The organism is Bacillus sp. FSL E2-0195 (assembly GCF_038003645.1).
Classification (GTDB): Bacteria; Bacillota; Bacilli; order Bacillales; family Bacillaceae_G; genus Bacillus_A; species Bacillus_A mycoides.
Map to the genome: position 1 here is coordinate 1355044 of NZ_JBBOPN010000001.1, position 25182 is coordinate 1380225.

Genomic DNA, 25182 nt, shown 5'->3' on the forward strand with positions numbered 1-25182 from the left:
TGAAATATCTATTAAAAAACTACGAATTATGGGGAAATAAGGTGACAAAAAGTAAGATTTCGTGTAAAATTATTAATAAGGTTTTTATTTAACTAAATTAAATAAAAGGGGCTGTCAAAGTTGTCTCAAAATCGAGAACAATTAATGGAAGAACTATCGACAAATGTTTTTGCAATGTTTCGCACGTTGCGTAATGATATTGGAAAAATATTTGGTGGTTACATACCGTGGAATGAGTTCATTGTCCTTAGAATATTGAACCGTACGAATAAAGAAATGGTCTCACGTGTAGCTAATGAGTTAAATGTGTCGAATAGTCATATTACAGCTGTTACAGAAAAATTAATTAATAAAGGCTTTGTAACTCGTTCACGTTCTACATCAGATCGCCGAGTTGTATATTTAGAGATTACAGAACAAGGGAAAGAGTTAGTTGCGAAAATGGAAGGTGAGAAAAAGAAATATTTACAAGAAAGATTTTCCGCACTTTCAGAAGATGAAATGGATATAATGATATCTATTTCTAAAAAACTTATTTAAATAATTACAAATAAGAAAACGCTTACCTAATTAAAAAGAAGACCTTCCTCATATATGGAAGGTCTTCTTCTGTGTGTAATAGATGATAAAAAATAAAATGTGTATGAAAAAAGATAGAGCGCCATACTACTAATAAAGGAAGGAGGGAGAAATATGACGAATCGTAATGGTAGTCAAGGAAGTGGAAATCAAGGTTCACCAAAATCAGGGCAATTCCAGCAGGAGTTTAGTACTGAATTTGAAACGGGAAATGATAATAAAGGAAAAGAATATCGTTCGAAAAAAGGAAGTAAATCAAAAAAGGAGTGAAATGATTCACTCCTTTTTTGATTTAAGATGCTGCAGATTGATCCGTATTATATTTTTCTTCTGATTTTGCAACAATCATTGCACAAATTGCATCACCGGAAATATTTACAGCAGTTCTAGACATATCTAGAATGCGGTCAATACCGATAATTAAAGCAATGCCTTCTACTGGTAGATTTACTTGATTTAAAACCATCGTAAGCATTACTAGTCCAACACCTGGTACACCTGCAGTACCGATACTAGCTAGTACAGCAGTTAATACGACCATAGCTAATTGTGGTAATGTAAGTTCAACGCCGTATACTTGAGCGGTTTTCATGGCAAATGGAAGGGACGCATTAGAGCTAGATGTACTAAATCCAATTGCCATTACCGGACCGAAATGTTTAAAGAAACGAATAATACTTTCTTTGGCTAGTACCTTTAATAAGCCGCCGTATACGAAGACACCGTGAATAATGAGTACCAACATAACGACAATCATATACTTGAACATCGCAGCGACGCCTGCAAGACCCATTTTACCAACGGACGAAGCGAGCAACCCGAATGTTCCGATTGGAGCTAATTTCATGACGAGATTAACAAGATACATCATTAATTCGTTGCCCTGTTCAAGTAATGAATGGACACCTTGAACTCGTTTTCCTAAAACAGCTAAACCGAGTCCGATCAATGCGGCAAAGGCAATAATTTGTAGCATGTTCCCATCAGCCATCGCTTTTGCTGGATTATCTGGCACAATATTCAGCAATGTATCAACGAAAGATGTTTCAGTTTTTGCACCTTCATACTTAAGCCCGTCTGTTTTAAAGTTACCGCCAGCTCCTGGTTTTATGATAAGTGCAAATGTAACTGCAATAGAGATAGCGACAGCTGTTGTTACGAGAAAGAATGAAATTGATTTTAAACCAATTCTTCCAAGTTGTTTCGGATCTTCAAGACCAGCAGCCCCAAGTACGATAGAAATGAACACAACAGGAACAACTAGCATTTCAATAAGGCGAATAAACAGTTGACCAAGTGGATTGAACGCATATTGATTCAATGGCTCAAAAATAGATGGAGCAGCTAAATTTAAAGTGAGTCCGACAACTAGACCGAGAAATAATGCAATTAAGATTGCCTTTGTTTTTGTAAAATTGCTTTCTAAATTAATTATACCGAAAAAATACCTATTTTGACAATATTTTCTGAATATTCAGTGTGAAAATGTCTGTTTCAATGTATATAGTCCAGTTTTGCTGAAATATGTGGAAAGAATACATTTATGTATTTGGAAAAAAATAGACCATCACATGATGGCCTAGGGAAGGGGACAATTTATGTCAATTTAATTAGGGATGGAAAGCTGTTCAAGACACTGGGGAATGTCTTATAAATTAGGGAGGAACAGCTCCGATACGTATACTATAAAAGGTAGATGTGATCCTCGTGTGAACATGGAGTGAAAGAGAGAGGGAGTTTCAAATAAAAGATAGAAAGAATAAAAAAATAAGACCATCACATATATGATGGTCAAGGGAAGGGGACAATTTATGTCAATTTAATTAGGGATGGAAGCTATTCAAAGACACTGGGGAATGTCTTATAAATTAGGGAGGAACAGCTTCGATACATATACTATAAAAGGTGGATGTGATCCTCGTGTGAACATGGAGTGAAAGAGAGAGGGAGTTTCAAATAAAAGATAGAAAGAATAAAAAAATAAGACCATCACATATAGGATGGTCAAGGAAGGGGACAATTTATGTCAATTTAATTAGGGATGGAAAGCTGTTCAAGACACTGGGGAATGTCTTATAAATTAGGGAGGAACAGCTCCGATACATATACTATAAAAGGTAGATGTGACCCTCGTGTGAACTTGGAGTGAAAGATATGGGAATTTGAAAAGGGATAAAATAGTTGTTGTAAGAGTTATAGTATAAGTGGAGATATAATAGAAAATATTCTTTTGTAAAACGATAGGAGTCTGAATATAAAAAAAAGTTGAAATCTATGAAAAAAAGGATTATGCTCAACTATATTATGAGAATATAAGGTTTATCCCGCTACTTGTAGGCTCTTAAAGAGTCTTTATTTATGAGGGGATAAAAGCTTCACTTGATAAAGGGAGTTAGTGATATGGAAGTAGCAAAAAAACAAGGGTTGTATAATCGTTTTATACGATTGAATCCACCACAAATTTTAGCATTAGGCTTTTTTTGTTTAATTGTGGTCGGAGGATTGTTATTAAAGTTACCGTTTGCAACGAAAGTACATATTAGTTGGGTAGATGCTTTCTTTACAGCTACGTCGGCAGCGACTGTAACCGGTTTAGGTGTTGTAGATACTGCGAGTACGTTTACGATGTTTGGTGAAATTGTTATTATGTTTTTAATTCAAACGGGTGGTCTCGGTCTTATGACGATAGCCATTTTAATTGTTTGGGTATTAGGGAAAAAAATTGGTTTACGCCACCGATTATTAATTGGAGAAGCATTTAATCAAACAAATATTGGTGGTCTTGTGAAATTAGTAAAACGTGTTTTTATTTTTTCTATTTGTATTGAGCTAATTGGAGTTATCTTTTTATCGATTCGCTTTATTCCAGATTTTGGTTTTGGAAAAGGTTTATACTATAGTATTTTTCACGTTATTGCGTCATATAATAATGCCGGCTTTGCGCTTTGGCCAGATAATTTAACAAGATATGTAGGAGATCCTATTATTAATATGGGGATTTGTTCTTTAATTGTAATAGGAGGGTTAGGATTTACGGTATTAATTGATATATGGTATAGCCGTAGTTTCCGAAAATTATCACTGCACTCCAAAATCATGATTGTTGGAACGATAGCACTTAATGTTATTGCGATGCTTGTGATTTTTGTATTGGAATATAATAATGTGAAGACTTTGGGGCACTTATCTTTAAATGGAAAATTATGGGCTTCGTTCTTCCAAGGAATTACACCTCGTACAGCTGGTTTTAACACGGTAGATTATGGGGGGATGGAAGAGTCATCGATACTATTTACAATGGTATTAATGTTTATTGGTGCGGGAAGTGTATCGACAGGCGGTGGAATTAAGTTAACGACATTCGTTATTTTAATTACATCAGTTCTTTCTTTCTTTAGAAAGAAAGAGGATTTTGTTTTATTTCAGCGTACGATTAAAATGTCGACAGTAACGAGAGCGTTAGCAATTGTCGTTGCTAGTCAAATACTTATTTTTACAGCGGTATTTGTATTAATGCTTACAGAAGACTTCAGTTTTATTCAGTTATTATTTGAGACAATTTCAGCGTTTGGTACAGTAGGGTTAACAATGGGGATTACTGCGAAGCTATCGGCGTTTGGAAAATGTATTATTATGTTTGTTATGTTTTGTGGATTAATCGGACCGTTAACACTTGTGTTCTCTTTGGCACGACCAGCAAAACAAAAAATTAAATATCCATCAGAAGATGTATTTACAGGATAAGGTATCCCGCATAAAGCGAGATACCTTTTTCTTTTTAAAAAAGAGAGAACAATAAACCAATAAGCGCCACTCGGAATAAAATCGCAATGAGTGCAGCGATACCACCCACAATGGCAGCGGTACCGCCAGTTACAGTAGCCCCGCGATTATAAGCGTAAATACCAAGTAGAACAGACACAAGACCAAATAGTGTTGGGAATGTGAATAATGATAATATTGCTAAGGCAAGAGCAATGAAACCAGCAGTCGATCCAGCTGCAGACGATCTTACATCATCGTTATCTTTATCATCATAATCGATACGCTGTGGTGCAACTTCAGCTGCGTATTCTTCTTTATAATCACTATCTATTCGATCTCTTTTTTTATATTCATCAAATTTCTCAGTCAAAGTAAGGACTCCTTTCATAACAAGGTTCAATAGTAGTATGTATCTCTTTTTCCTTTTTATCCGAGCATGTACAGGGAGTAATATCCAATTGGAAAGTGGAAAATGTTTTTTCAAAATAGGAAAACTTAGTATGACTTCCTCTATTTTGGAAAGTATAAAAAAGAATAATGAGGAAAGGGTGTAGTACATAATGGAACATCCAATTGAAAATTTAATGAAAACAGCAATGACAAATTTAAAAGAGATGGTAGATGTAAATACGATTGTTGGAAGTCCGGTTTCAACAGCTGACGGAAATGTAGTATTAACAGTATCTCAAGTGGCTTTTGGTTTTGGAGCTGGTGGAAGTGACTTTAAAGGTGATTTTATTTCCGAAAAACATAACGGCGGACAAGGGCAGCATAAAGAGAACAAGCAAAGTCATCCATTCGGAGGCGGAAGCGGGGCTGGGGTTTCTATTAGCCCAGTTGCTTTTTTAGTAGTTGGTTCTAACGGTGTGCAAGTGTTGCATCTCAATAGTAGTACACATTTAATTGAAAAAGCGTTAAATACTGTGCCAAGCACTGTGGATAAATTTGTGAATGGTCGCCAAAAGTGAACTTGCATTTTTTAGGAATTATGATATATTAGAAAAAGTGCGCTTTAGGACGATCGGAATAATTGAACTGTAAATATATATGATGTGTGGAATAAGGGAGAGGAATTTATGATTAATATCAAAAACTTAGTAGTTGGCTTATGTATGTTAGTAAGCGGTTTTGTTGTATATGTAATAAAAGAAAAAGCTCCATTCTAAAACAGACAAACCGTTAATGTCTGTTTTTAATTTGTAAAAAATGTTGACAAGTTATTGTATTGGTGTTAAAATTTTAATTCGTGTCTCGGTTAAAGCTAGTGTAAAGTAAATAAATCTTATGAATATAATACGAAAAGTTTGCGAAAGATCGGGTAGTCTTACCAACAACTTTTGTGAACAAACCCTATAAATTGTATATGTAAGCTTTATATGTATACTAGTGAATCAAGGAGCGGTCAGTGGAACCGTAATGATGAGAGAGAGGTAGGGCTTTCATCCAGTATATGTTACTTTCCCGTTAGGTGAATATAAAAAAGAGGGCTCCTTTTGAAAAGGAGCCCTTTTTCTATAAATAAATTGAAACTATAATCAGTGGGACCATTCCATTCCCTTTACATGTTAGCTCACAAATAATGTGATAAAAATGATTAAGTGCGGTTTTCAACTTGCTGACAAATTTCATCTGTTGTTAAACCATGTGCTTTAATTACAGATCCTTTTATCGATGTATCTGCAATGCCCATCATATTAGAATCTTGCCCGGTTACAACGCAACAATCACACCCATGTGCATCATTTTCAGAGTTAAGTGAAACGACTTCATGTCCTTGTTGCTGAAGAGCTTGTTGAACATCTGTTAAAGAGTTCTCAACACCAATTCTAGCCATAATTTTCACCTCCTACCATCTAGTTGCTAGTATGCTCAAGTCCATAGCATATATTTATGAAAAGATGGTAGGAAGAGAATATTTGTTTAGTCGTTATATACACCAGTAAGCATTTGACTAACGAATTGATCATTTAATGTATCTTGTGATGAACTGTTATTAGACTGAATATCGATTGAAGCTGTGTAGTTGTTATGTTTCCTACTATTTGGTTCTACTTCAACGTAATTATCGAATTTACAAAATCCTTTCGTATCCATTAGATCAAATAGTTGTAGCATTTCTACTACCTCTTGTCTCGTTCCTTTAATTTGTACACACGCCATTGTTATTTCCTCCTTCAATTTGACAAATTGTTTTTTAAAAATAGGATTATGATTACTAAATGAAAAATATGAATGTTATTTTTAGACAGCGTTATTTTTGTTATTTTCCCCCTTTTTCACCAAAAGTCGTTGTATATTCCCGGATTTATAAAATCGGACGTCCGTTTATTGAATACAATAGATTCGTATCAATTGGCGAAAACCCTTCTTTTAAACAAATATTTTTTTTAGTAGAATTTGACGAAAAAATTTTTTTGACTTTTTGTAAACGTTAACAATGTTATTAAATCAGTATGAACAAAGATGTACGTACGATTAAAAATTAAAAATTTTCTAAAAATTAACTTGATTTATTTGAAAAGGAGAGTAGACTAGGAAACAATAAAAAACTCATAGAACATAGGGGGCGCTTTCAAGTGAACGAGCAGTGGATTTTCTTAAATGGAGAATTTGTTCCAAAAGACGAAGCAAAGGTTTCAGTATATGATCATGGCTATTTATATGGCGATGGAGTGTTCGAAGGAATTAGGGTATATAGCGGTAATGTTTTCCGTTTGAGAGAGCACCTTGTCCGGTTATATGAATCAGCGAAATCCATCATGTTAGAAATTCCATATACGTTAGAAGAAGCAACGAAAATCGTTGTTGAAACGATTCGACAAAACAAACTATCTAATGGATATATCCGCCTCGTTGTATCAAGAGGACCTGGGAACTTGGGATTAGATCCTGATTCTTGTACGAAACCAAATGTAGTAGTAATTGCAGAGCAATTATCTTTATTTCCACAAGAATATTATGAAAAAGGGATTCCGATTATAACAGTTGCAACGCGTCGCAATCGCCCGGATGTTCTATCGCCTCAAGTAAAATCTTTAAATTACTTAAATAATATTTTAGTTCGCATTGAGGCGAAATTAGCTGGAGTACAAGAAGCACTTATGTTAAATGACCAAGGATATGTAGCTGAAGGCTCTGGAGATAATGTATTTATTGTGAAGGGAAATAAATTAATTACACCACCAAGTTCTGCTGGAGCGTTAGAAGGTATTACACGAAACGCGATTTTAGAAATCGGCGAAAAACTTGGATATGACGTAAGAGAAGAAGTATTTACAAGGCATGATGTATATGTAGCTGATGAAGTGTTTTTAACAGGAACAGCTGCTGAAGTAATTGCTGTTACGACAGTAGATGGAAGAACGATTGGTTTAGGTAGAACAGGGCCACATACGAATCGTTTATTAGAAGAATTCCGTAAATTAGTTGTAGAAGATGGAGAGAAAATTTACGAAGAAAATAAAGTTGGATAATAGCTCTTATGACATGATAAAGCGTTGATAGGGAGGAGTAGTTGACTGTGAAGCCTCACAGAGAGTCGGTGGTTGCTGGAAACCGATGGTTCACGTCGACGAACATCACCCTTGAGTGCTAAGCTGAAACGTTTGTTTAGGCTTAGACGGTAGCTCCGTTATTAGCTAGACTCATATCCCGAGTCACTGAGGCAAGAGTAATCTTGCGAAGAAGGGTGGTACCGCGAAATCTTTCGTCCCTTCAGCACATAGCTGGAGTGTGGACGTAGGATTTTTTTATTTTATAAATGTTTAAAAAAGGGGGCTTATAAGAAAAATGTCTTCAAAAACGGAAGAGAAACTGGCAACTGGTGCACAGCTATTGTTAGAAGCGCTAGAAAAGGAAGGAGTAGAGGTGATTTTTGGTTATCCAGGTGGTGCGGTTTTACCTCTATATGATGCGCTTTATGATTGTGAAATTCCGCATATTTTAACGAGGCATGAGCAAGGTGCAATTCATGCTGCTGAAGGATATGCAAGAATTACAGGAAATCCAGGAGTGGTAATTGCAACAAGTGGACCGGGTGCTACAAATGTTATTACTGGTCTAGCTGACGCGATGATTGATTCATTGCCACTTGTTGTATTTACAGGGCAAGTAGCAACAACGTTAATCGGGAGTGATGCTTTCCAAGAAGCTGATATTATGGGGCTTACGATGCCGGTGACAAAACATAATTATCAAGTACGAAAAGCATCGGATTTACCCCGAATTATTAAAGAAGCATTTCATATCGCTAGAACAGGAAGACCAGGCCCAGTCGTAATTGACCTTCCGAAAGATATGGTAGTAGAGAAAGGTGAGCGATGTAGTGATGTTCAAATGGATTTACCAGGATACCAGCCTAATTACGAACCGAATCTACTACAAATAAACAAATTATTACAAGCGATTGCGACTTCAAAAAAACCGTTAATTTTAGCTGGAGCAGGTGTATTGCATGCAAAGGCATCGAAAGAATTAACAAGCTTTGCTCGTAAATATGAAATTCCTGTTGTTCATACATTACTTGGTCTTGGTGGTTTTCCGCCAGATGATAAATTATTTCTTGGGATGGGAGGAATGCACGGTTCTTACACGGCTAATATGGCGTTATATGAATGTGATCTACTTATAAATATAGGAGCAAGATTTGACGATCGTCTTACTGGAAATTTAGCTTATTTTGCTAAAGAAGCGATTGTCGCACATATAGATATTGATCCAGCGGAAATCGGAAAAAATGTGCCGACTGAAATTCCAATTGTTGCGAGTGCGAAGCAAGCATTAGAAGCTCTACTCAACTTTAAGGAAGGGGAAGTAAATCACAATGATTGGCTCTCATTATTGAATAGTAGAAAAGAAAAATACCCTCTTTCTTACAAAGAGCATTCGGAATGTATTAAGCCTCAATATGCAATTGATATGCTATACGAAATTACGAAAGGGGAAGCAATTGTAACGACAGATGTTGGGCAACATCAAATGTGGGCAGCTCAATATTATCCGCTGAAAAATCCAGATAAATGGGTAACTTCTGGAGGCTTAGGAACAATGGGCTTCGGATTTCCAGCAGCAATTGGTGCACAAATTGCAAGGCCAGAAGAATTAGTTATTGCGATTGTCGGTGATGCGGGATTTCAAATGACCTTGCAAGAACTAAGTGTATTAAAAGAGCATTCTTTACCAGTTAAAGTGTTTATTTTAAATAATGAAGCTTTAGGAATGGTAAGACAATGGCAAGAGGAATTTTATAATGGGCGATATTCGCACTCCTTACTTTCATGCCAACCAGATTTTGTTGCGCTTGCCAATGCTTATGGCATAAAAGGTGTTCGTATTGAAGACCCACTTCTTGCAAAGCAACAATTACAGTATGCAATTGAGTTAAGAGAGCCTGTTGTAATTGATTGCCGCGTACTTCAATCCGAAAAGGTAATGCCGATGGTTGCCCCAGGAAAAGGCGTTCATCAAATGGAGGGAGTGGAGAAAAGGTGAAGAGAATTGTAACAGCGACAGTTCGAAATCAAAGCGGTGTGTTAAATCGAATTACAGGTGTTATGACACGTAGACATTTTAATATTGAAAGTATTTCAGTAGGTCATACGGAATCATCGGATATTTCGAGAATGACGATTGTTGTACACGTTGAAAATGAACAGCAAGTTGAGCAGTTAATTAAACAACTTCATAAGCAAATCGATGTACTGAAAGTATCAGATATTACAGAAGAAGCGATGATCGCTAGAGAACTTGCACTTATTAAAGTAGCAACGTCTGTAGCAAGAGCAGAATTATATAGTTTAATTGAACCGTTCCGAGCCGCTGTAATAGACGTTGGGAAGGATTCCATAGTGGTGCAAGTAACAGGTACCCAGGAGAAAGTAGAAGCGTTAATTGAATTACTTCGTCCATATGGTTTGAAAGAAATTGCTAGAACAGGTGTAACAGCATTTACACGTAGTATGAAAAAACAAGATAAACAAGTTATGTTAATTCAATAATTATTTAAAAAATAGGGGGAAATGAAAATGGCGAAAGTTTATTATGAAAAAGACGTAACGGTAAATGTATTAAAGGAAAAGAAAGTAGCAATCATCGGATATGGATCGCAAGGCCATGCGCATGCGCAAAACTTACGTGATAACGGATTTGATGTGGTAGTAGGACTGAGGAAAGGGAAGTCATGGGATAAGGCGAAAGAAGACGGTTTTTCTGTATATACAGTAGCGGAAGCAGCAGAAAAAGCAGATGTAGTAATGATTCTACTACCTGATGAATTACAGCCGGAAGTATATGAAGCTGAAATTGCACCAAACTTACAAGGCGGTAATTCTCTCGTTTTCGCGCATGGATTTAATGTTCACTTTGATCAAGTAAAACCGCCAGCTAATGTAGATGTATTTCTAGTAGCACCGAAAGGTCCAGGACATCTAGTACGTCGTACGTTTGCGGAAGGGGGAGCTGTTCCTGCATTATTTGCAGTATATCAAGATGCAACAGGAGTTGCGACTGAAAAGGCACTTTCATATGCAGATGGAATTGGGGCGACGAGAGCAGGTGTATTAGAAACAACGTTTAAAGAAGAAACAGAAACAGATTTATTTGGAGAGCAAGCTGTACTTTGCGGCGGAGTAACTGCACTAGTAAAAGCTGGGTTTGAAACGTTAGTTGAAGCTGGTTATCAACCTGAACTTGCATATTTTGAATGTTTACATGAACTGAAACTAATTGTTGACCTTATGTATGAAGGTGGACTTGAAAATATGAGATATTCAGTTTCAGATACAGCGCAGTGGGGGGACTTCGTATCAGGGCCACGCGTTGTTACTGAAGATACGAAGAAAGCGATGGGTGCAGTACTAGCAGAAATTCAAGATGGTACATTTGCAAGAGGCTGGATTGCAGAGCATAAAGCAGGAAGACCAAATTTCCAGGCGACAAATGAAAAAGAAAATGAACATGAAATCGAAGTAGTTGGACGTAAATTACGTGAAATGATGCCTTTCGTACAGCCCCGAGTAAAGGTAGGGATTAAATAATATGAAGCAAATTTTGTTCATGGATACGACGCTTCGTGATGGCGAACAATCACCAGGAGTTAATTTAAATGAACAAGAGAAATTACAGATTGCGAGGCAACTAGAGAGACTTGGTATTAATGTAATGGAAGCTGGATTCGCAGCAGCTTCTGAAGGTGATTTTCAATCGGTAAAACGTATCGCAAATACCATTCAAAATGCTACGGTTATGAGTTTAGCTAGAGCGAAAGAAAGTGATATTCGAAGAGCCTATGAAGCTGTGAAAGGCGCTGTCTCTCCTCGTTTACACGTATTTTTAGCTACGAGTGACATTCATATGAAATATAAGCTTTGTATGTCAAAAGAAGATGTATTAGATAGCATACATCGCTCGGTTACGCTTGGGAAATCACTATTTCCAACAGTTCAATTTTCAGCAGAAGATGCAACAAGAACATCGAGAGCATTTTTAGCGGAAGCAGTAGAAGTCGCGATTCGCGCAGGAGCGAATGTAATCAATATTCCTGATACAGTTGGATATACGAATCCAGAAGAATATTATTCTCTTTTTAAATACTTACAAGAATCCGTTCCGTCGTATGAAAAAGCAATTTTCTCTTGTCATTGTCACGATGATCTTGGGATGGCAGTAGCGAATTCGTTAGCTGCGGTTGAAGGCGGAGCGTTACAAGTAGAAGGAACGATTAATGGAATTGGAGAAAGAGCGGGGAATGCGGCGCTAGAAGAAGTCGCGGTTGCTCTCCATATTAGAAAAGATTTCTATGAAGCAGAATCCTCTATGACATTAAAAGAAATTAAAGCGACGAGTACGTTAGTAAGTCGGTTAACGGGTATGGTTGTACCGAAAAATAAGGCGATTGTTGGAGCAAATGCTTTTGCTCACGAATCAGGTATTCATCAAGACGGTGTATTAAAAGAAGTAACGACGTATGAAATTATTGAACCATCACTGATTGGAGAGTCACAAAATTTATTTGTATTAGGAAAGCATTCCGGGCGCCATGCGTTTACTGAAAAAATGAAAGAACTTGGTTATGAGTTTACAAAAGAAGAACGAGATGTGGTGTTTGAAGCATTTAAAAACTTGGCTGACCGTAAAAAAGAAATTACAGAAGAAGATTTACGTGCGCTTATGCTTGGTGAAGCAGCATTTGCGGCCCAGCAATATAGCATTACTCAATTGCAAGTACATTTCGTATCAAATAGTACACAGTGTGCAACGGTTGTACTAAAAGATGAGGAAGGAAATATGTACGAAGATGCAGCAACTGGTTCTGGAAGTATTGAAGCGATCTATAATGCAATTCAAAGAATTTTAGGATTAGAATGTGACTTAGCGGATTATCGCATACAATCTATAACGCAAGGTCAAGATGCACTTGCACATGTTCATGTTGAATTAAAAGAAGGAACTCATCAAGTATCAGGTTTTGGTGTTGCGCAAGACGTATTAGAAGCATCGGCGAGAGCGTATGTTCATGCGGCCGGAAAATTAAAATCTTTTATTACTCTTGTGAAGTAACTGTTTGATAAGTGAGGGGATTGTCCCTTACTTATCAAAATATATTTCTGAAAATTCAGATAAAAAGGGGTGTTTTAATTGGAAAAACGTATCGTTTGTTTAGCGGGTGATGGTGTTGGTCCGGAAATTATGGAAAGCGCGAAGGAAGTATTGCATATGGTAGAGAGGCTATATGGACATCACTTTCATTTACAAGATGAGTACTTTGGCGGAGCGGCTATCGATTTAAATGGGCAACCATTACCACAGCGAACACTTGCCGCTTGTTTAGCGAGTGATGCGGTTTTACTTGGAGCGGTTGGTGGACCGCGGTGGGATGATGCGAAAGAAAGGCCAGAGAAAGGATTATTAGCTTTAAGAAAAGGACTTGGTGTATTTGCGAACGTTCGTCCTGTAACAGTAGAAAGCGTAACTGCACATTTATCGCCATTAAAAAACGCAGATGAAATTGACTTCGTTGTCGTTCGTGAACTAACAGGCGGTATTTATTTCTCTTATCCGAAAGAAAGAACGGAAGAATCGGCAACTGATACACTTACGTACCATCGTCATGAAATTGAACGTATCGTGTCGTATGCCTTTCAATTAGCGAGTAAGAGAGAGAAAAAAGTAACCTCTATTGATAAAGCGAATGTTTTAGAATCTAGTAAATTGTGGAGAGCTGTTACGGAAGAAGTAGCTCTTCGTTATCCTAATGTTGAATTAGAGCACATTTTAGTAGATGCAGCTGCTATGGAGTTAATTCGAAACCCAAGGAGATTTGACGTTATCGTAACAGAAAATTTATTTGGTGATATTTTGAGCGACGAGGCTTCTGTATTAGCAGGTTCATTAGGAATGCTTCCATCAGCGAGCCATGCGGAAAACGGGCCGTCTTTATATGAGCCTATTCACGGATCAGCGCCAGATATTGCAGGTAAAAATAAAGCGAATCCAATTGCGATGATGCGTTCAGTAGCGATGATGCTTGGGCAATCATTTGGATTAACGAGAGAAGGGTATGCGATTGAAGAGGCAATTTCTGCAGTTCTTCAATCTGGGAAATGTACAGCTGATATTGGGGGGAATGAGACGACAACTTCATTTACGAGGGCAGTTATTCAAGAAATGGAAGAGCAGGCACTAGTAGGGAGAGGAAGATAATGGGGAAAAGGTTACTAGATAAGCTTTGGGAAAGACATGTAGTTGTAACGAATGAAAATGGATTGGATTTATTATATATCGATCTTCATCTCGTTCATGAAGTAACGTCACCGCAAGCCTTTGAAGGCTTGCGGCTTGCAAATCGAACTGTTCGGAGACCGGAATTAACGTTTGCAACGATGGATCATAATATTCCAACGAAAGATGTTTGGAATATTACCGATCGCATTGCGAAGCAGCAATTGGATACACTTCGTGACAATTGTAAACAATTTAAGGTGCGATTAGCCGATATTGGTGATGAAGAGCAAGGAATCGTTCACGTTATAGGACCAGAACTTGGGCTCACACAACCGGGGAAAACGATTGTATGCGGTGATAGCCATACAGCAACCCACGGTGCTTTCGGTGCTTTAGCGTTTGGTATTGGTACGAGTGAAGTAGAACATGTATTAGCAACTCAAACGTTGTGGCAACGAAAACCGAAAGCGATGGGGATTGAATTAAAAGGAAAGTTACCGAAAGGCGTTTATGCAAAGGATATTATTTTGCATCTTCTCTCAAAGTACGGTGTAGCGGTTGGAACGGGGCATGTAATGGAATTCTACGGAGAGACGATTCGTGATATGGGTATGGAAGAGAGAATGACACTTTGCAATATGGCAATTGAAGGGGGAGCGAAAGCTGGCATCATTGCACCAGATGAGAAAACATTTTCTTATGTAAAAGGGCGTGAATATGCACCGAAAGACTATGAAACGTTTACGGGAAAATGGTCGGAGCTTTATACAGATTCAGATGCAATTTATGATTTACATATTTCGGTAGATGTTACGGATTTAGCACCGTATGTCACTTGGGGAACAAATCCTAGTATGGGTGTTCCTATTGATGAAAAATTACCAGAGAAGCATAACGAAAATGATGAAAGAGCATTTTCATATATGGGATTGAGCCCTGGGCAAAGTACGTTTGAAATTCCTGTTAAGCATGTCTTCATTGGTTCTTGTACAAATTCACGTTTATCTGACTTAGAAATTGCTGCATCTGTTGTGAAAGGGAAAAAGGTAAAAGAAGGTGTGCGAGCACTCGTTGTACCAGGATCAAAAAGTGTGAGAGAGCGGGCGATGCAAAAAGGCTTACATCGCATATTTGAAGAAGCGGGATTTGAATGGAGAGAGCCTGGATGTTCAATGTGTCTTGGGATGAATCCAGATCAAGTACCTGAAGGAGAACATTGTGCTTCTACTTCAAATCGTAATTTTGAAGGAAGGCAAGGGAAAGGAGCACGAACACATTTAGTAAGTCCAGCTATGGCTGCAGCAGCTGCGTTATATGGTCATTTTGTTGATATTAGAAAGGAGAGTTACGATGGAACCATTTCATATTCATAAAGGTACTGCCGCAGTACTTATGAATGATAACATTGATACAGATCAAATTATTCCGAAGCAATATTTGAAGAGAATTGAAAGGACGGGATTTGGAAAATATTTATTTGATGAGTGGCGTTACGATAATGAGCGCCATGAAAATCCTAATTTCTCCCTTAATGCACAAGAACGAAAAGGAGCAAGTATATTAATTACAGGTGATAATTTTGGATGTGGTTCTTCAAGAGAACATGCTCCGTGGGCGCTTGCGGATTATGGTTTCCGCGTTATTATCGCCGGAGGATTTGCAGATATTTTTTATATGAATTGTATGAAGAATGGTATGTTACCGATTGTAATGGATAAAGAGATGCGTGAACAACTTGCCAAAACGAATGCGAGAGATCAAATGGAAGTTGATTTAGAGAATGAAGTAATTATTACGAATACGCACAGGTTTCATTTTACAATCGAGAAAATGTGGAAAGAAAAATTATTAAATGGTCTAGATGAAATCAGCATTACAATGCAATATGAACAAGAAATTGAAGAGTATGAAAGAAAAGTAGCTTCACACTAACTAAAAGTAGAATATTCGAAATGTATTTACATTAAGAATTAACTGTTATATAATATGTAAAAAATCAGAGGAGAAAGGGAGTAAGTATTATGAATATCGTGCAATCTATTAAAATGCTTACAAAATTACATCATCATACATGAAACCCTTGAACCTAACGTGAAAACGTGTAGGCACAAGGGTTATTCCCGTTGTACCTACACTCTACTAAAGAGCCTTGTAGGTATTTTGTCTACAAGGCTCTTTTTATTTTCGGTTTGGGTGGATGGAATGGGCATAAATTAAAGAGGGAAGGGTGTGTGAATTCAGATGACAAAGTGGAAACGGGCAAATCCGAATGGAACGAGAGATTACTTATTCGAAGAATGTACGTTAATTGAAGAAGTGGAACAAAAATTAAGACGGACCTTTTTAGAGAGAGGTTATGAAGAAATAAGGACACCTACAATTGAATTTTATGATGTTTTTGCATTTCAAAACAGGCCGATAGATGAAGAAAAGATGTATAAATTTTTCGATGAAAAAGGACGGATTATCGTTTTACGCCCAGATATGACAATTCCTTTAGCAAGAGTAATTGGAACACAGAGAGGGGATATTCCTCTTAAAGTAACTTATAGCGGGAATGTATTTCGGGCGAATGAGTCCCTTACTGGGAAATATAATGAAATAGTACAAAGTGGTATTGAAATTATCGGGATTGAAAATGTAAGGGCTGAAATTGAATGTGTGATAAGCGTAATTCAAGCACTTCAAAAATTAAAGGTGCAATCTTTCACAATTGAGATTGGGCAAGTGCAGTTATATAAATGTATCGTAAAAAAGCTCCCCATTAATGATGAAGAAGAGAAGTTACTTAGAACGTATATTGAAAGTAAAAATTATGCCGGACTCTCACACTTTATAGAAGAAAAGAAATTAAATCGGTGTGATGAAACAGTAAGGTTACTTGAGAAACTACCAAGGTTATTCGGGAGTTTAGATGTTGTTGAGGAAGCAGAAAAACTCGCCTCAAGTAATGAAATGAAAATGGCCATTGCGAGAGTGAAAGAAATATATGAAACAATTGAACAGTTAGGATATGGCTCTTACATATCAATTGATTTAGGTATGGTTCAACATTTGGATTATTATACGGGTGTTATTTTCAAAGGGTATATATATGAAATTGGAGAAGAGATTGTTAGTGGCGGAAGATATGATGAGTTAATTGGAAATTTTGGAGAGATGACGCCAGCGGTTGGGCTCGCGGTGCAAGTAAATCAAATAGTTAAGGCACTTCAAGAGCAGCAAGAACCATATAAACGAAAGAGAATAGATATTATGATTCATTATGAGTTAAATAGATTAGCAGAAGCGGAAAGGTTACGAAATTTACTTCAAAAGGACGGGAAGAATGCCCAGTTATCTTTATTCTCTAATTTAAACGATACTTTTCAATTTGCAAACAAGAATAAAATAATGACAGTCGTTGAGGCGAAGAGTGAGTCACTAGTGGAATATGTATGGAGAGAGAAATGGATCATCCAGAAAGAAGGGGAGGCTTCATGCGTAACATTCAAATTGCGTTAACGAAAGGAAGATTAGAAAAGCATGTTATTCCACTGTTTGAAAAAATTGGAATTGATTGTTCGGAGCTCAAAGATAAAGGAAGAAAACTTGTGTTTAAAAGTAAAAACACAAACATTTCATTTATTTTAGTGAAAGCGGTAGATGTTGCTACTTATGTAGAACATGGCGTAGCTGATATTGGAGTCGTTGGAAAAGATATATTAATGGAATTTGAGAAAGATATATATGAGATGGTCGATTTAGGAGTGGGCGTGTGTAAATTTTGTGTCGCTTCTATTCCTACGTATAATCCGAAGAGTTATCGAAAAAAACGAATTGCTACGAAATATCCGCACATTACTTCTACATATTTTCATGATAAAGGGGAGGATGTAGAAATTATTAAAATAGAAGGATCTGTAGAGATTGCTCCACTTCTAGGTTTGGCAGATGCAATTGTTGATATTGTTGAAACAGGAAAAACATTACAAGAAAACGGGTTAATTGTATTTGAGGAAATGTGCTCTATATCAGCTCGAATGATTGTGAATAAGGCTGCATTGAAAACTAAAAAAGACGAAATATTCTGCATTATAAATATGATGGAACAAGAAATTTTGTCAGGGAAATAGGGGGACTTTAAATGGAGATAGTTTTTGAAGATTTCCAAGAGGCTTTATCGAAAATAAAATTGCTACGAGAAAGCGCTCATATAATAGAAGAAACTGTTCAAAGAAGTGTAAGCGAAATTGTTCAAAACGTAAGGGAGAGTAAAGATGAGGCGTTATCGTTCTATACAAAAAAGTTTGATGGTGTAGAAATCAAAAATTTTCGTGTAAGTGAAGAAGAAATAAAACAAGCAAGTAAGTTTGTAGAACAAGCTTTTTTAGAAGCGTTAGAAGAGGCAAAGAAAAACATTGTCTCGTATCATGAAAAGCAAAAAAGACAATCGATGTTCGATTGCGTGAGTGAAGGGGTAATTAGAGGACAGCTCATTCAGCCGTTAGAAAATGTAGGTGTATATGTGCCAGGCGGAACTGCTTCGTATCCTTCATCAGTATTAATGAATGTATTGCCAGCAAAACTCGCAGGAGTGAAAAAAATTGTAATGGTAACACCGCCGAGGCAAGGAGGAATTGATCCGCATATTTTAGCTGCTGCAAGTCTTGCAGGTGTAGATGAAATTTATATGGCCGGTGGTGCTCAAGCAATTGCTGCTCTAGCATATGGAACGGAATCGATTCCTAAAGTAGATAAAATAGTTGGACCTGGAAATTTGTATGTTGCTCTAGCGAAGCGAGAAGTATATGGGGTAGTCAATATCGATATGATTGCTGGACCATCAGAAATTGTAGTTATCGCAGATGAAACAGGAAATGCCGAATATATTGCTGCTGATTTATTATCACAAGCAGAGCATGATGAAAGAGCGACTGCTATTTGTATTACAACGAATGTACACCTTGCTAAAGAAGTAGAAAGAGAAATAGAAAGACAGCTAGAGACGTTACCAAGAAGTGAAATAGCTCGTGAGTCAATAAAAAGAAATGGAGCGATTTTTATTGTTCCTTCTTTAGGAGAGGCATTTCAATTATCAAATGAAATTGCTCCAGAACATTTAGAGTTACACATAAAAGAGCCAATGAATGCTCTAGCTTATGTAAAGCATGCTGGATCAATTTTTCTTGGCCCATATGCACCTGAACCGCTCGGAGATTATTTGGCGGGGCCGAATCACGTATTACCGACAAGTGGAACGGCAAGATTTTTTTCTCCGTTATCCGTCGATGATTTCGTAAAAAAATCAAGCTTCGTTTCGTATACGGAAGAAGCGTTAAGAAGTGTACAGCATCATATTGTAGAACTTGCAAATAAAGAAGGTTTACATGCACACGCAAGAGCAATCCAAATTAGGTTTAAGGAGGAAGAATAATGCGCGAGTCTAGTCAAGTACGTGAGACGACGGAAACAAAAATTAAATTAAGTTTGCAACTTGATGAAAGTACGAATGTTTCTGTGCAAACGGGAGTTGGATTTTTTGATCATATGCTAACTTTATTTGCTAGACACGGAAGATTTGGTTTGCAAATTGAAGCTGAAGGTGATGTATTCGTTGATGCTCATCATACGGTTGAAGATGTTGGAATTGTACTCGGAACTTGCTTGAAAGAATCATTGCAAAATAAAGAGGGGATTAACCGTTACGGCTCAGCGTATGTACCGATGGATGAATCTTTAGGATTTGTCGCGATTGATATAAGCGGGCGCTCATATATTGTATTTCAAGGTGAATTAACAAATCCGAAGCTAGGGGATTTTGACACAGAATTAACGGAAGAATTTTTTAGAGCAGTTGCTCATGCTGCAAATATTACGTTACATGCTCGCATTTTATACGGAAGCAATACACATCACAAAATTGAAGCTTTATTTAAAGCGTTCGGTCGAGCGCTTAGAGAGGCAGTCGATAAAAATGCCAATATTAATGGTGTAAATTCAACGAAAGGGATGTTGTAATTGATTGCAATTATAGATTATGGAATGGGAAATATTCGTAGTGTGGAACAAGCATTAAAATATATTGGAACAGAGTACATCATAACGGATGATAAAAAAGAAATATTGAGAAGTGATGGAGTTATTTTACCAGGAGTAGGCACATTTCCGAAAGCGATGGGCGTTTTAGAAGAAAAAGATTTAGTATGTGTGCTAAAAGAAGTTGGGAGCTTAGGAAAACCGCTTCTGGGTATTTGCTTAGGAATGCAGCTTTTATTTGAGAAAAGTGAGGAACTACAAAATTGTAACGGATTAAATTTATTGCCAGGTGTTATTCGAAAGTTAAAAGTTCCTTATAAAATTCCACATATGGGGTGGAATGAATTAAAAAAAGAAGGAGAAATATCGCTTTGGAATGGAGTAGAGGACGGTTCTTTCGTATATTATGTCCACTCTTATTATGCAGATTGTCCGAATGAAATTGTGTATGGGGCAAGTGAATATGGAGTGAAAGTACCTGGTTTTGTAGCAAAAGGAAATATATTTGGCGCACAGTTTCATCCTGAAAAAAGTGGGGAAATTGGGATGCGAATGTTAAAAAATTTCAAAGGGGTGGTAGAAGCATGGAAATCTTCCCAGCTATCGATGTAAAAGAAGGACGATGCGTCAGGCTTTATCAAGGAGAGTTTAGTAAAGAAACGGTGATGAATGAAGATCCAGTCGCACAAGCAATCATATTTGAAAAACTTGGAGCGAAAATACTACACGTTGTTGATTTAGATGGAGCAATTGTTGGGGAGTCAGTAAATTTACCTGTCATTGAAAAAATATGCAAGGTGGTACGTATTCCAGTGCAAATTGGAGGAGGAGTTCGGTCACTCGCGGCAGTGGAGAAGTTGTTGTCAGTAGGTGTAGAAAAAGTGATATTAGGAACGGCTGCCCTTTACGATAAATCATTTTTAGAAGAAGCGGTTCGTCTATATAAGGAGCAAATCATAGTTGGAATTGATGCGAAAAATGGTTTCGTAGCAACGAGGGGCTGGTTAGATGTGTCTGAAATTTCGTACATCGATTTAGCGAAGCAAATGGAAAGTGTAGGTGTTCAAACGATTGTGTTTACGGACATTTCAAAAGATGGGACACTTGCAGGACCTAATTTTGAGCAATTAGAGTTACTGCAAAAAAGCGTGGGTATTCGTGTGATTGCATCTGGAGGTGTCGCATCTATTCAAGATGTGAAAAGATTAAATGATATGAACATATATGGCGTCATTATTGGGAAGGCACTTTACGAGAAAACGATTGATTTAGAAAAAGTGTTACAGGTAACAAAACTATGTTAGCAAAACGAATTATTCCATGTCTAGATGTGAAAGAAGGGCGGGTAGTAAAGGGTGTGAATTTTATAGGGTTACAAGACGTCGGTAATCCTGTTGAAATAGCCGCATTATATAATGATGCGGGAGCAGATGAAATCGTATTTTTAGACATTACTGCGACGCATGAAGGGCGAAAAACGATTATAGATGTTGTAGAACAAACAGCCTCAAAGGTGTTTATTCCTCTTACAGTTGGCGGGGGGATTTCAAGTGTTAAAGATATGTACAATTTACTAAGAGCTGGAGCAGATAAAGTTTCAATAAACTCAGCGGCAGTGAGAAATCCGAAGTTAATCCAGGAAGGTGCGGAACATTTTGGCTCACAATGTATTGTCGTAGCAATCGATGCTAGAAAAGTAGCAGAAGATAAATGGAATGTATACGTAAATGGCGGAAGACTTAATACGGGAATGGATGCAATCGAATGGGCGAGACGCGTTGCCCAGCTCGGAGCAGGAGAAATTTTGTTGACGAGTATGGATGCAGATGGAACGAAAAACGGATATGATCTTCGTTTAACTGGAGCAATTTCAAACAGCGTTTCTGTTCCAGTAATCGCATCAGGTGGATGTGGTCATGTGGATCACATTATAGAAGTATTTCAAAAGACAACAGTTGATGCAGCATTAGCGGCATCAATCTTTCATTATGGTGAAGCGACTGTACAAGATGTAAAGAGAAAATTAAGAGAAGCAAACGTTGAGGTGCGGTTATGAAACCTAATTTTGCAAAAGGATTGATACCAGCTGTTGTTATCGAGGAAGATACGAAAGAAGTTTTAATGTTAGCTTATATGAATGAAGAAGCGTATGACAAGACGCTGGAAACGAAAAGAACATGGTTTTATTCCCGTTCGAGACAATCGTTATGGAATAAAGGAGGTACATCGGGAAATATCCAATATGTGCAATCACTTTATTTAGACTGTGATCAAGATGCAATCGTTGTTGTCGTAAAGCAAGTAGGGCCTGCTTGCCATACGGGAGAAAAAACGTGTTTTCACTACAAAATTATATAGGGGGATACATATGGAAGATATCCTTAAGTTATTATTTGAAACAATTGAAGAACGAAAGAAAAATCCACTCGCTGAATCATATACGAATTATTTATTTGCAAAAGGTGAAGATAAAATTTTAAAGAAAATTGGTGAGGAGTGCACCGAAGTAATTATTGCGTCTAAAAATAATGATAAAGAAGAAATAGTAAAAGAAATGGTTGATGTGTTCTATCACTGTTTTGTTCTATTAGCCGAAAAAAATATTCCATTAGAAGATGTCATGCAAGAAGTGAAAGAAAGAAATGGAAAGCTTTCGCGAGTAGGGGACAGAAGAGAAATAGATACATTATAAGGGGGAATATGGATGAAAGTGGACTATCACATTCATTTAGAAGAAGGGCCATATTCAATAGGGTGGCTAGCTAAAATAAATGATGCGCTACAATATTTTGAACCGCTTAAAGAAGAAAAACATTCTATGGAATGGCTTATGAAAACACAAGAACGCCTGCAAAGACGTGTGAAGGAAGGTCCATTTACAGCGAAATGGATTGATTTATATTTAGAAGAAGCTGTGCGAAAATGTATAAAAGAAGTTGGTATTGTCGATCATTTATATCGTTTTCATGAAGCGAAAGGATATTATGAAAAGCATGTAGATATTAGTGATTCTAAGCTTGGTCGCCTGCAAAAAGAATGGTTAGATCAAGTAAGAGTAACGTCTATTTATGATTTTACAAAGGCGATTGAAGAGGCAAAAGAGCGATGGAGTAAACGAGGGATAACGCTCAAACTTGGAATTGAAGCGGATTATTTTATCGGGGGTGAACAAGAGTTAAAAGGTTTACTAGCATTAGGAGACTTGGATTATGTAATCGGTTCGGTCCATTTTATAGATGGATGGGGATTTGATAATCCAGATACGAAAGAGTATTTTGGTACGCATGAGTTACATACTTTATATCACACGTTTTTCGCTACAGTTGAAAGTGCTGTTCGTTCCGAGCTTTTTGATATTATAGCTCACCTCGATAACATAAAAGTATTTAATTATCGATTGAATGAGAATGAACAGCTTTCTTATTATAAGGAAATTGCTCGTGCGTTAGTGGAAACAAATACAGCAACAGAAATAAATGCGGGATTGTACTATCGATATCCTGTGCGCGAAATGTGCCCAAGTCCGCTTTATTTACAAGTATTAGCTAAACATGGAGTTCCGATTACTCTATCCTCAGATGCCCATTATCCGAATGATTTAGGAAAGTATGTGGAAGAGAATATAAAGACATTACGCAATCATGATATTTCTCACATAGCTACATTTACGAAACGAGTAAGAACGATGAGATTGCTTGAAGAAGAAGGAATAATTTCAAAATGAAACACGATTTTTTGATGAAAATCACCCTTTTTGTTCAAAATAAGAAAGAATGAAAAGGAGGATGAAAAATGGCGAAACAACAAAATAAACAAAACGTACAAGCGGCAGATCAAGCCTATACTTCTGAAACAAATAATACTGCTAACTCAGTTATTGAGGAACAAATTAGCGATACAGTTGCAGAAGGAACAATCGATGCGAAGCTTGGGAAAGAATCGCAAGAAAAAGCGTAAAAAGAGGGGAGAGTTGCATCTCCTCTTTTTTTATGGAGAAGTGTCGATTTTCAAAACTATAATCAAATTCCTTGGTTTTTATATGTAGATTTCTTACAATGAAATATAAGAGATATCATATTTTGTATAGAAGAGGTGTTAGTAGTGGCGAAAATATTAGTAGCAGGGAAAATTCCAGAAATCGGATTAGAATTATTGAAAAATCATGATGTAGAAATGTATAATAAAGAAGAATTAATTAGTGTAGAAGAGTTAGCAGAACGTGTAAAAGATAAAGATGCACTTTTAAGCTTACTTTCTACGAAGGTATCGAAAGAGGTTATTGACGCAGCACCAAACTTGAAAATTATCGCAAATTATGGTGCTGGTTACGATAATATTGATTACACATATGCTGGAGAAAAGGGTATTGCTGTTACAAATACGCCGAAAGTATCTACAGAGGCAACAGCAGAATTAACGTTTGCACTGCTTTTAGCAGCGGCACGTAGAATTCCTGAAGGGGATACCTTATGTCGTACAACTGGATTTAACGGCTGGGCACCATTATTTTTCTTGGGTCGTGAAGTGCACGGTAAGACAATTGGAATCATTGGCCTCGGAGAAATTGGGAAGGCAGTTGCAAAGCGTGCGAGAGCATTTGGAATGAATGTTTTATATACAGGACCAAATCGAAAGCCTGAAGCTGAAAGTGAACTGGAAGCAACATACGTAACGTTAGAAGAATTATTACAAACAGCGGACTTTATTACAATTAACTGTGCTTATAATCCGAAATTACATCATATGATTGATGAAGAACAGTTTAAAATGATGAAGAAAACAGCATATATTGTAAATGCTTCACGTGGACCAATTATGCATGAATTTGCACTTGCTCATGCACTAAAAACAAATGAAATTGAAGGTGCAGCTCTTGACGTGTTTGAATTTGAACCGAAAATTACAGAAGAGCTAAAAGGATTAAAGAATGTGGTGCTTGCTCCTCACGTAGGAAATGCAACATTCGAAACACGTGATGCAATGGCTGAAATGGCAGTAAGAAATATTTTAGCTGTATTAAATGGTGAAGAACCTGTAACACCTGTAAATCAAAAAGTATTAGTTACAAAATAAAAAAGAAACCTTCCGAAATACGGAAGG

General features: G+C 37.1%; 30 protein-coding genes and 1 other annotated feature. Of the genes, 26 read left to right on the forward strand and 4 right to left on the reverse strand.

The window, feature by feature from the left end; genetic code table 11:
* Nucleotides 1-120: 120 nt before the first annotated feature.
* Entirely contained in the window at nt 121-540 is a 420-nt protein-coding gene (locus MHH59_RS06985) for a MarR family winged helix-turn-helix transcriptional regulator (protein ID WP_002064429.1), read from the forward strand.
* A gap of 153 nt (nt 541-693) precedes the next feature.
* Nucleotides 694-849 carry a hypothetical protein gene (locus MHH59_RS06990; RefSeq protein ID WP_002011733.1) on the forward strand — a complete coding sequence of 52 codons (156 nt, stop codon included), beginning with the start codon at nt 694-696 and terminating at the stop codon, nt 847-849.
* A 22-nt stretch (nt 850-871) separates the two neighbouring features.
* Here MHH59_RS06990 and MHH59_RS06995 read toward each other — a convergent pair whose 3' ends face one another.
* Complete coding sequence (locus tag MHH59_RS06995) at nt 872-2011, reverse strand: dicarboxylate/amino acid:cation symporter (protein ID WP_340852910.1); 1140 nt, start codon at nt 2009-2011, stop codon at nt 872-874.
* 968 nt (nt 2012-2979) lie between these two features.
* On the opposite strand from MHH59_RS06995, the gene MHH59_RS07000 reads away from it, so the two are divergent.
* Nucleotides 2980-4323, forward strand: coding sequence for a TrkH family potassium uptake protein (locus MHH59_RS07000; protein WP_340850996.1), 1344 nt, complete (start codon nt 2980-2982; stop codon nt 4321-4323).
* Nucleotides 4324-4357: 34 nt separating this feature from the next.
* Here MHH59_RS07000 and MHH59_RS07005 read toward each other — a convergent pair whose 3' ends face one another.
* Entirely contained in the window at nt 4358-4732 is a 375-nt protein-coding gene (locus MHH59_RS07005) for a hypothetical protein (RefSeq protein WP_002011728.1), read from the reverse strand.
* Nucleotides 4733-4904: 172 nt separating this feature from the next.
* Between MHH59_RS07005 and ytfJ the strand changes: the two genes are divergently transcribed.
* Nucleotides 4905-5312, forward strand: coding sequence for a GerW family sporulation protein (gene ytfJ, locus MHH59_RS07010; protein ID WP_002030645.1), 408 nt, complete (start codon nt 4905-4907; stop codon nt 5310-5312).
* A gap of 108 nt (nt 5313-5420) precedes the next feature.
* Nucleotides 5421-5510 (forward strand): hypothetical protein, encoded by a 90-nt coding sequence (locus MHH59_RS07015; RefSeq protein ID WP_000608225.1) that lies wholly within the window; start codon nt 5421-5423, stop codon nt 5508-5510.
* 428 nt (nt 5511-5938) lie between these two features.
* On the opposite strand, the gene MHH59_RS07020 is transcribed toward MHH59_RS07015, so the two are convergent.
* On the reverse strand, nt 5939-6178 hold the full coding sequence (locus tag MHH59_RS07020; RefSeq protein ID WP_002011725.1) for a YkuS family protein: 240 nt from the start codon (nt 6176-6178) through the stop codon (nt 5939-5941).
* An 86-nt stretch (nt 6179-6264) separates the two neighbouring features.
* Entirely contained in the window at nt 6265-6504 is a 240-nt protein-coding gene (locus MHH59_RS07025) for a DUF3911 family protein (protein WP_002126272.1), read from the reverse strand.
* A 59-nt stretch (nt 6505-6563) separates the two neighbouring features.
* Between MHH59_RS07025 and MHH59_RS07030 the strand changes: the two genes are divergently transcribed.
* The 21 genes from MHH59_RS07030 to MHH59_RS07130 all read left to right on the forward strand — a co-directional run bounded on the left by MHH59_RS07030 (nt 6564) and on the right by MHH59_RS07130 (nt 25155).
* Nucleotides 6564-6779 (forward strand): hypothetical protein, encoded by a 216-nt coding sequence (locus tag MHH59_RS07030; RefSeq protein ID WP_078177944.1) that lies wholly within the window; start codon nt 6564-6566, stop codon nt 6777-6779.
* Nucleotides 6780-6920: 141 nt separating this feature from the next.
* On the forward strand, nt 6921-7817 hold the full coding sequence (gene ilvE, locus MHH59_RS07035; RefSeq protein ID WP_340850997.1) for a branched-chain-amino-acid transaminase: 897 nt from the start codon (nt 6921-6923) through the stop codon (nt 7815-7817).
* 15 nt (nt 7818-7832) lie between these two features.
* Nucleotides 7833-8061, forward strand: a binding site (T-box leader).
* A 72-nt stretch (nt 8062-8133) separates the two neighbouring features.
* On the forward strand, nt 8134-9834 hold the full coding sequence (gene ilvB / locus MHH59_RS07040) for an acetolactate synthase large subunit (RefSeq protein WP_002086744.1): 1701 nt from the start codon (nt 8134-8136) through the stop codon (nt 9832-9834).
* The gene (gene ilvN, locus MHH59_RS07045; protein ID WP_000822948.1) at nt 9831-10340 is read left to right on the forward strand and encodes an acetolactate synthase small subunit; all 510 of its coding nucleotides are present in this window, start codon (nt 9831-9833) and stop codon (nt 10338-10340) included. The genes ilvB and ilvN overlap by 4 nt, the downstream gene beginning before the upstream one ends.
* A gap of 27 nt (nt 10341-10367) precedes the next feature.
* Nucleotides 10368-11378: a ketol-acid reductoisomerase gene (gene ilvC, locus MHH59_RS07050; protein WP_002126277.1), complete on the forward strand. Its 1011-nt coding sequence runs from the start codon at nt 10368-10370 to the stop codon at nt 11376-11378.
* Between the two features lies 1 nt (nt 11379).
* Nucleotides 11380-12900: a 2-isopropylmalate synthase gene (gene leuA / locus MHH59_RS07055; RefSeq protein ID WP_002064438.1), complete on the forward strand. Its 1521-nt coding sequence runs from the start codon at nt 11380-11382 to the stop codon at nt 12898-12900.
* Between the two features lie 78 nt (nt 12901-12978).
* A complete protein-coding gene (gene leuB / locus MHH59_RS07060) occupies nt 12979-14043 on the forward strand; it encodes a 3-isopropylmalate dehydrogenase (protein WP_201055889.1) in 1065 nt (354 codons plus the stop codon).
* Nucleotides 14043-15437, forward strand: coding sequence for a 3-isopropylmalate dehydratase large subunit (gene leuC, locus MHH59_RS07065; RefSeq protein WP_002011716.1), 1395 nt, complete (start codon nt 14043-14045; stop codon nt 15435-15437). Before leuB ends, leuC begins: the two co-directional genes overlap by 1 nt.
* Nucleotides 15415-15996, forward strand: a complete 582-nt coding sequence (leuD, locus tag MHH59_RS07070; RefSeq protein WP_002086742.1) for a 3-isopropylmalate dehydratase small subunit — start codon at nt 15415-15417, stop codon at nt 15994-15996. The genes leuC and leuD overlap by 23 nt, the downstream gene beginning before the upstream one ends.
* Before the next feature lie 309 nt (nt 15997-16305).
* The gene (locus MHH59_RS07075; protein ID WP_002186327.1) at nt 16306-17568 is read left to right on the forward strand and encodes an ATP phosphoribosyltransferase regulatory subunit; all 1263 of its coding nucleotides are present in this window, start codon (nt 16306-16308) and stop codon (nt 17566-17568) included.
* Nucleotides 17544-18179, forward strand: a complete 636-nt coding sequence (hisG, locus tag MHH59_RS07080) for an ATP phosphoribosyltransferase (RefSeq protein ID WP_033708301.1) — start codon at nt 17544-17546, stop codon at nt 18177-18179. The genes MHH59_RS07075 and hisG overlap by 25 nt, the downstream gene beginning before the upstream one ends.
* A gap of 11 nt (nt 18180-18190) precedes the next feature.
* The gene (hisD, locus tag MHH59_RS07085; RefSeq protein WP_340850998.1) at nt 18191-19480 is read left to right on the forward strand and encodes a histidinol dehydrogenase; all 1290 of its coding nucleotides are present in this window, start codon (nt 18191-18193) and stop codon (nt 19478-19480) included.
* On the forward strand, nt 19480-20064 hold the full coding sequence (gene hisB / locus MHH59_RS07090; protein WP_002030662.1) for an imidazoleglycerol-phosphate dehydratase HisB: 585 nt from the start codon (nt 19480-19482) through the stop codon (nt 20062-20064). The genes hisD and hisB overlap by 1 nt, the downstream gene beginning before the upstream one ends.
* Nucleotides 20065-20694 (forward strand): imidazole glycerol phosphate synthase subunit HisH, encoded by a 630-nt coding sequence (hisH, locus tag MHH59_RS07095; protein ID WP_002168816.1) that lies wholly within the window; start codon nt 20065-20067, stop codon nt 20692-20694.
* Entirely contained in the window at nt 20667-21386 is a 720-nt protein-coding gene (gene hisA, locus MHH59_RS07100; protein ID WP_340850999.1) for a 1-(5-phosphoribosyl)-5-[(5-phosphoribosylamino)methylideneamino]imidazole-4-carboxamide isomerase, read from the forward strand. The genes hisH and hisA overlap by 28 nt, the downstream gene beginning before the upstream one ends.
* Nucleotides 21380-22138, forward strand: coding sequence for an imidazole glycerol phosphate synthase subunit HisF (hisF, locus tag MHH59_RS07105; protein WP_002126292.1), 759 nt, complete (start codon nt 21380-21382; stop codon nt 22136-22138). Before hisA ends, hisF begins: the two co-directional genes overlap by 7 nt.
* The gene (gene hisI / locus MHH59_RS07110) at nt 22135-22440 is read left to right on the forward strand and encodes a phosphoribosyl-AMP cyclohydrolase (protein WP_016092996.1); all 306 of its coding nucleotides are present in this window, start codon (nt 22135-22137) and stop codon (nt 22438-22440) included. The genes hisF and hisI overlap by 4 nt, the downstream gene beginning before the upstream one ends.
* 10 nt (nt 22441-22450) lie before the next feature.
* Nucleotides 22451-22774, forward strand: coding sequence for a phosphoribosyl-ATP diphosphatase (gene hisE / locus MHH59_RS07115; protein ID WP_340851000.1), 324 nt, complete (start codon nt 22451-22453; stop codon nt 22772-22774).
* 12 nt (nt 22775-22786) lie between these two features.
* The gene (locus tag MHH59_RS07120) at nt 22787-23806 is read left to right on the forward strand and encodes a histidinol phosphate phosphatase domain-containing protein (protein WP_340851001.1); all 1020 of its coding nucleotides are present in this window, start codon (nt 22787-22789) and stop codon (nt 23804-23806) included.
* Nucleotides 23807-23874: 68 nt separating this feature from the next.
* Entirely contained in the window at nt 23875-24039 is a 165-nt protein-coding gene (locus MHH59_RS07125) for a YozQ family protein (RefSeq protein ID WP_002030670.1), read from the forward strand.
* Between the two features lie 135 nt (nt 24040-24174).
* Nucleotides 24175-25155, forward strand: coding sequence for a 2-hydroxyacid dehydrogenase family protein (locus tag MHH59_RS07130; protein ID WP_003188176.1), 981 nt, complete (start codon nt 24175-24177; stop codon nt 25153-25155).
* Nucleotides 25156-25182: the final 27 nt, after the last annotated feature.

Excerpts from the sequence above, each read along its gene's own strand:
- ytfJ (WP_002030645.1), top strand. The coding sequence starts at position 4,905 with ATGGAACATCCAATTGAAAATTTAATGAAAACAGCAATGACAAATTTA.
- MHH59_RS07005 (WP_002011728.1), bottom strand. The coding sequence starts at position 4,732 with ATGAAAGGAGTCCTTACTTTGACTGAGAAATTTGATGAATATAAAAAA.
- hisF (WP_002126292.1), top strand. The coding sequence starts at position 21,380 with ATGTTAGCAAAACGAATTATTCCATGTCTAGATGTGAAAGAAGGGCGG.
- leuC (WP_002011716.1), top strand. The coding sequence starts at position 14,043 with ATGGGGAAAAGGTTACTAGATAAGCTTTGGGAAAGACATGTAGTTGTA.
- MHH59_RS07000 (WP_340850996.1), top strand. The coding sequence starts at position 2,980 with ATGGAAGTAGCAAAAAAACAAGGGTTGTATAATCGTTTTATACGATTG.
- hisG (WP_033708301.1), top strand. The coding sequence starts at position 17,544 with ATGCGTAACATTCAAATTGCGTTAACGAAAGGAAGATTAGAAAAGCAT.
- ilvB (WP_002086744.1), top strand. The coding sequence starts at position 8,134 with ATGTCTTCAAAAACGGAAGAGAAACTGGCAACTGGTGCACAGCTATTG.
- hisD (WP_340850998.1), top strand. The coding sequence starts at position 18,191 with ATGGAGATAGTTTTTGAAGATTTCCAAGAGGCTTTATCGAAAATAAAA.
- MHH59_RS07075 (WP_002186327.1), top strand. The coding sequence starts at position 16,306 with ATGACAAAGTGGAAACGGGCAAATCCGAATGGAACGAGAGATTACTTA.
- hisA (WP_340850999.1), top strand. The coding sequence starts at position 20,667 with ATGGAAATCTTCCCAGCTATCGATGTAAAAGAAGGACGATGCGTCAGG.
- MHH59_RS07125 (WP_002030670.1), top strand. The coding sequence starts at position 23,875 with ATGGCGAAACAACAAAATAAACAAAACGTACAAGCGGCAGATCAAGCC.
- MHH59_RS07030 (WP_078177944.1), top strand. The coding sequence starts at position 6,564 with ATGAAAAATATGAATGTTATTTTTAGACAGCGTTATTTTTGTTATTTT.
- MHH59_RS07120 (WP_340851001.1), top strand. The coding sequence starts at position 22,787 with ATGAAAGTGGACTATCACATTCATTTAGAAGAAGGGCCATATTCAATA.
- MHH59_RS07020 (WP_002011725.1), bottom strand. The coding sequence starts at position 6,178 with ATGGCTAGAATTGGTGTTGAGAACTCTTTAACAGATGTTCAACAAGCT.
- leuA (WP_002064438.1), top strand. The coding sequence starts at position 11,380 with ATGAAGCAAATTTTGTTCATGGATACGACGCTTCGTGATGGCGAACAA.
- hisI (WP_016092996.1), top strand. The coding sequence starts at position 22,135 with ATGAAACCTAATTTTGCAAAAGGATTGATACCAGCTGTTGTTATCGAG.
- MHH59_RS07025 (WP_002126272.1), bottom strand. The coding sequence starts at position 6,504 with ATGGCGTGTGTACAAATTAAAGGAACGAGACAAGAGGTAGTAGAAATG.
- leuD (WP_002086742.1), top strand. The coding sequence starts at position 15,415 with ATGGAACCATTTCATATTCATAAAGGTACTGCCGCAGTACTTATGAAT.
- hisB (WP_002030662.1), top strand. The coding sequence starts at position 19,480 with ATGCGCGAGTCTAGTCAAGTACGTGAGACGACGGAAACAAAAATTAAA.
- ilvC (WP_002126277.1), top strand. The coding sequence starts at position 10,368 with ATGGCGAAAGTTTATTATGAAAAAGACGTAACGGTAAATGTATTAAAG.
- hisE (WP_340851000.1), top strand. The coding sequence starts at position 22,451 with ATGGAAGATATCCTTAAGTTATTATTTGAAACAATTGAAGAACGAAAG.
- MHH59_RS06990 (WP_002011733.1), top strand. The coding sequence starts at position 694 with ATGACGAATCGTAATGGTAGTCAAGGAAGTGGAAATCAAGGTTCACCA.
- MHH59_RS07015 (WP_000608225.1), top strand. The coding sequence starts at position 5,421 with ATGATTAATATCAAAAACTTAGTAGTTGGCTTATGTATGTTAGTAAGC.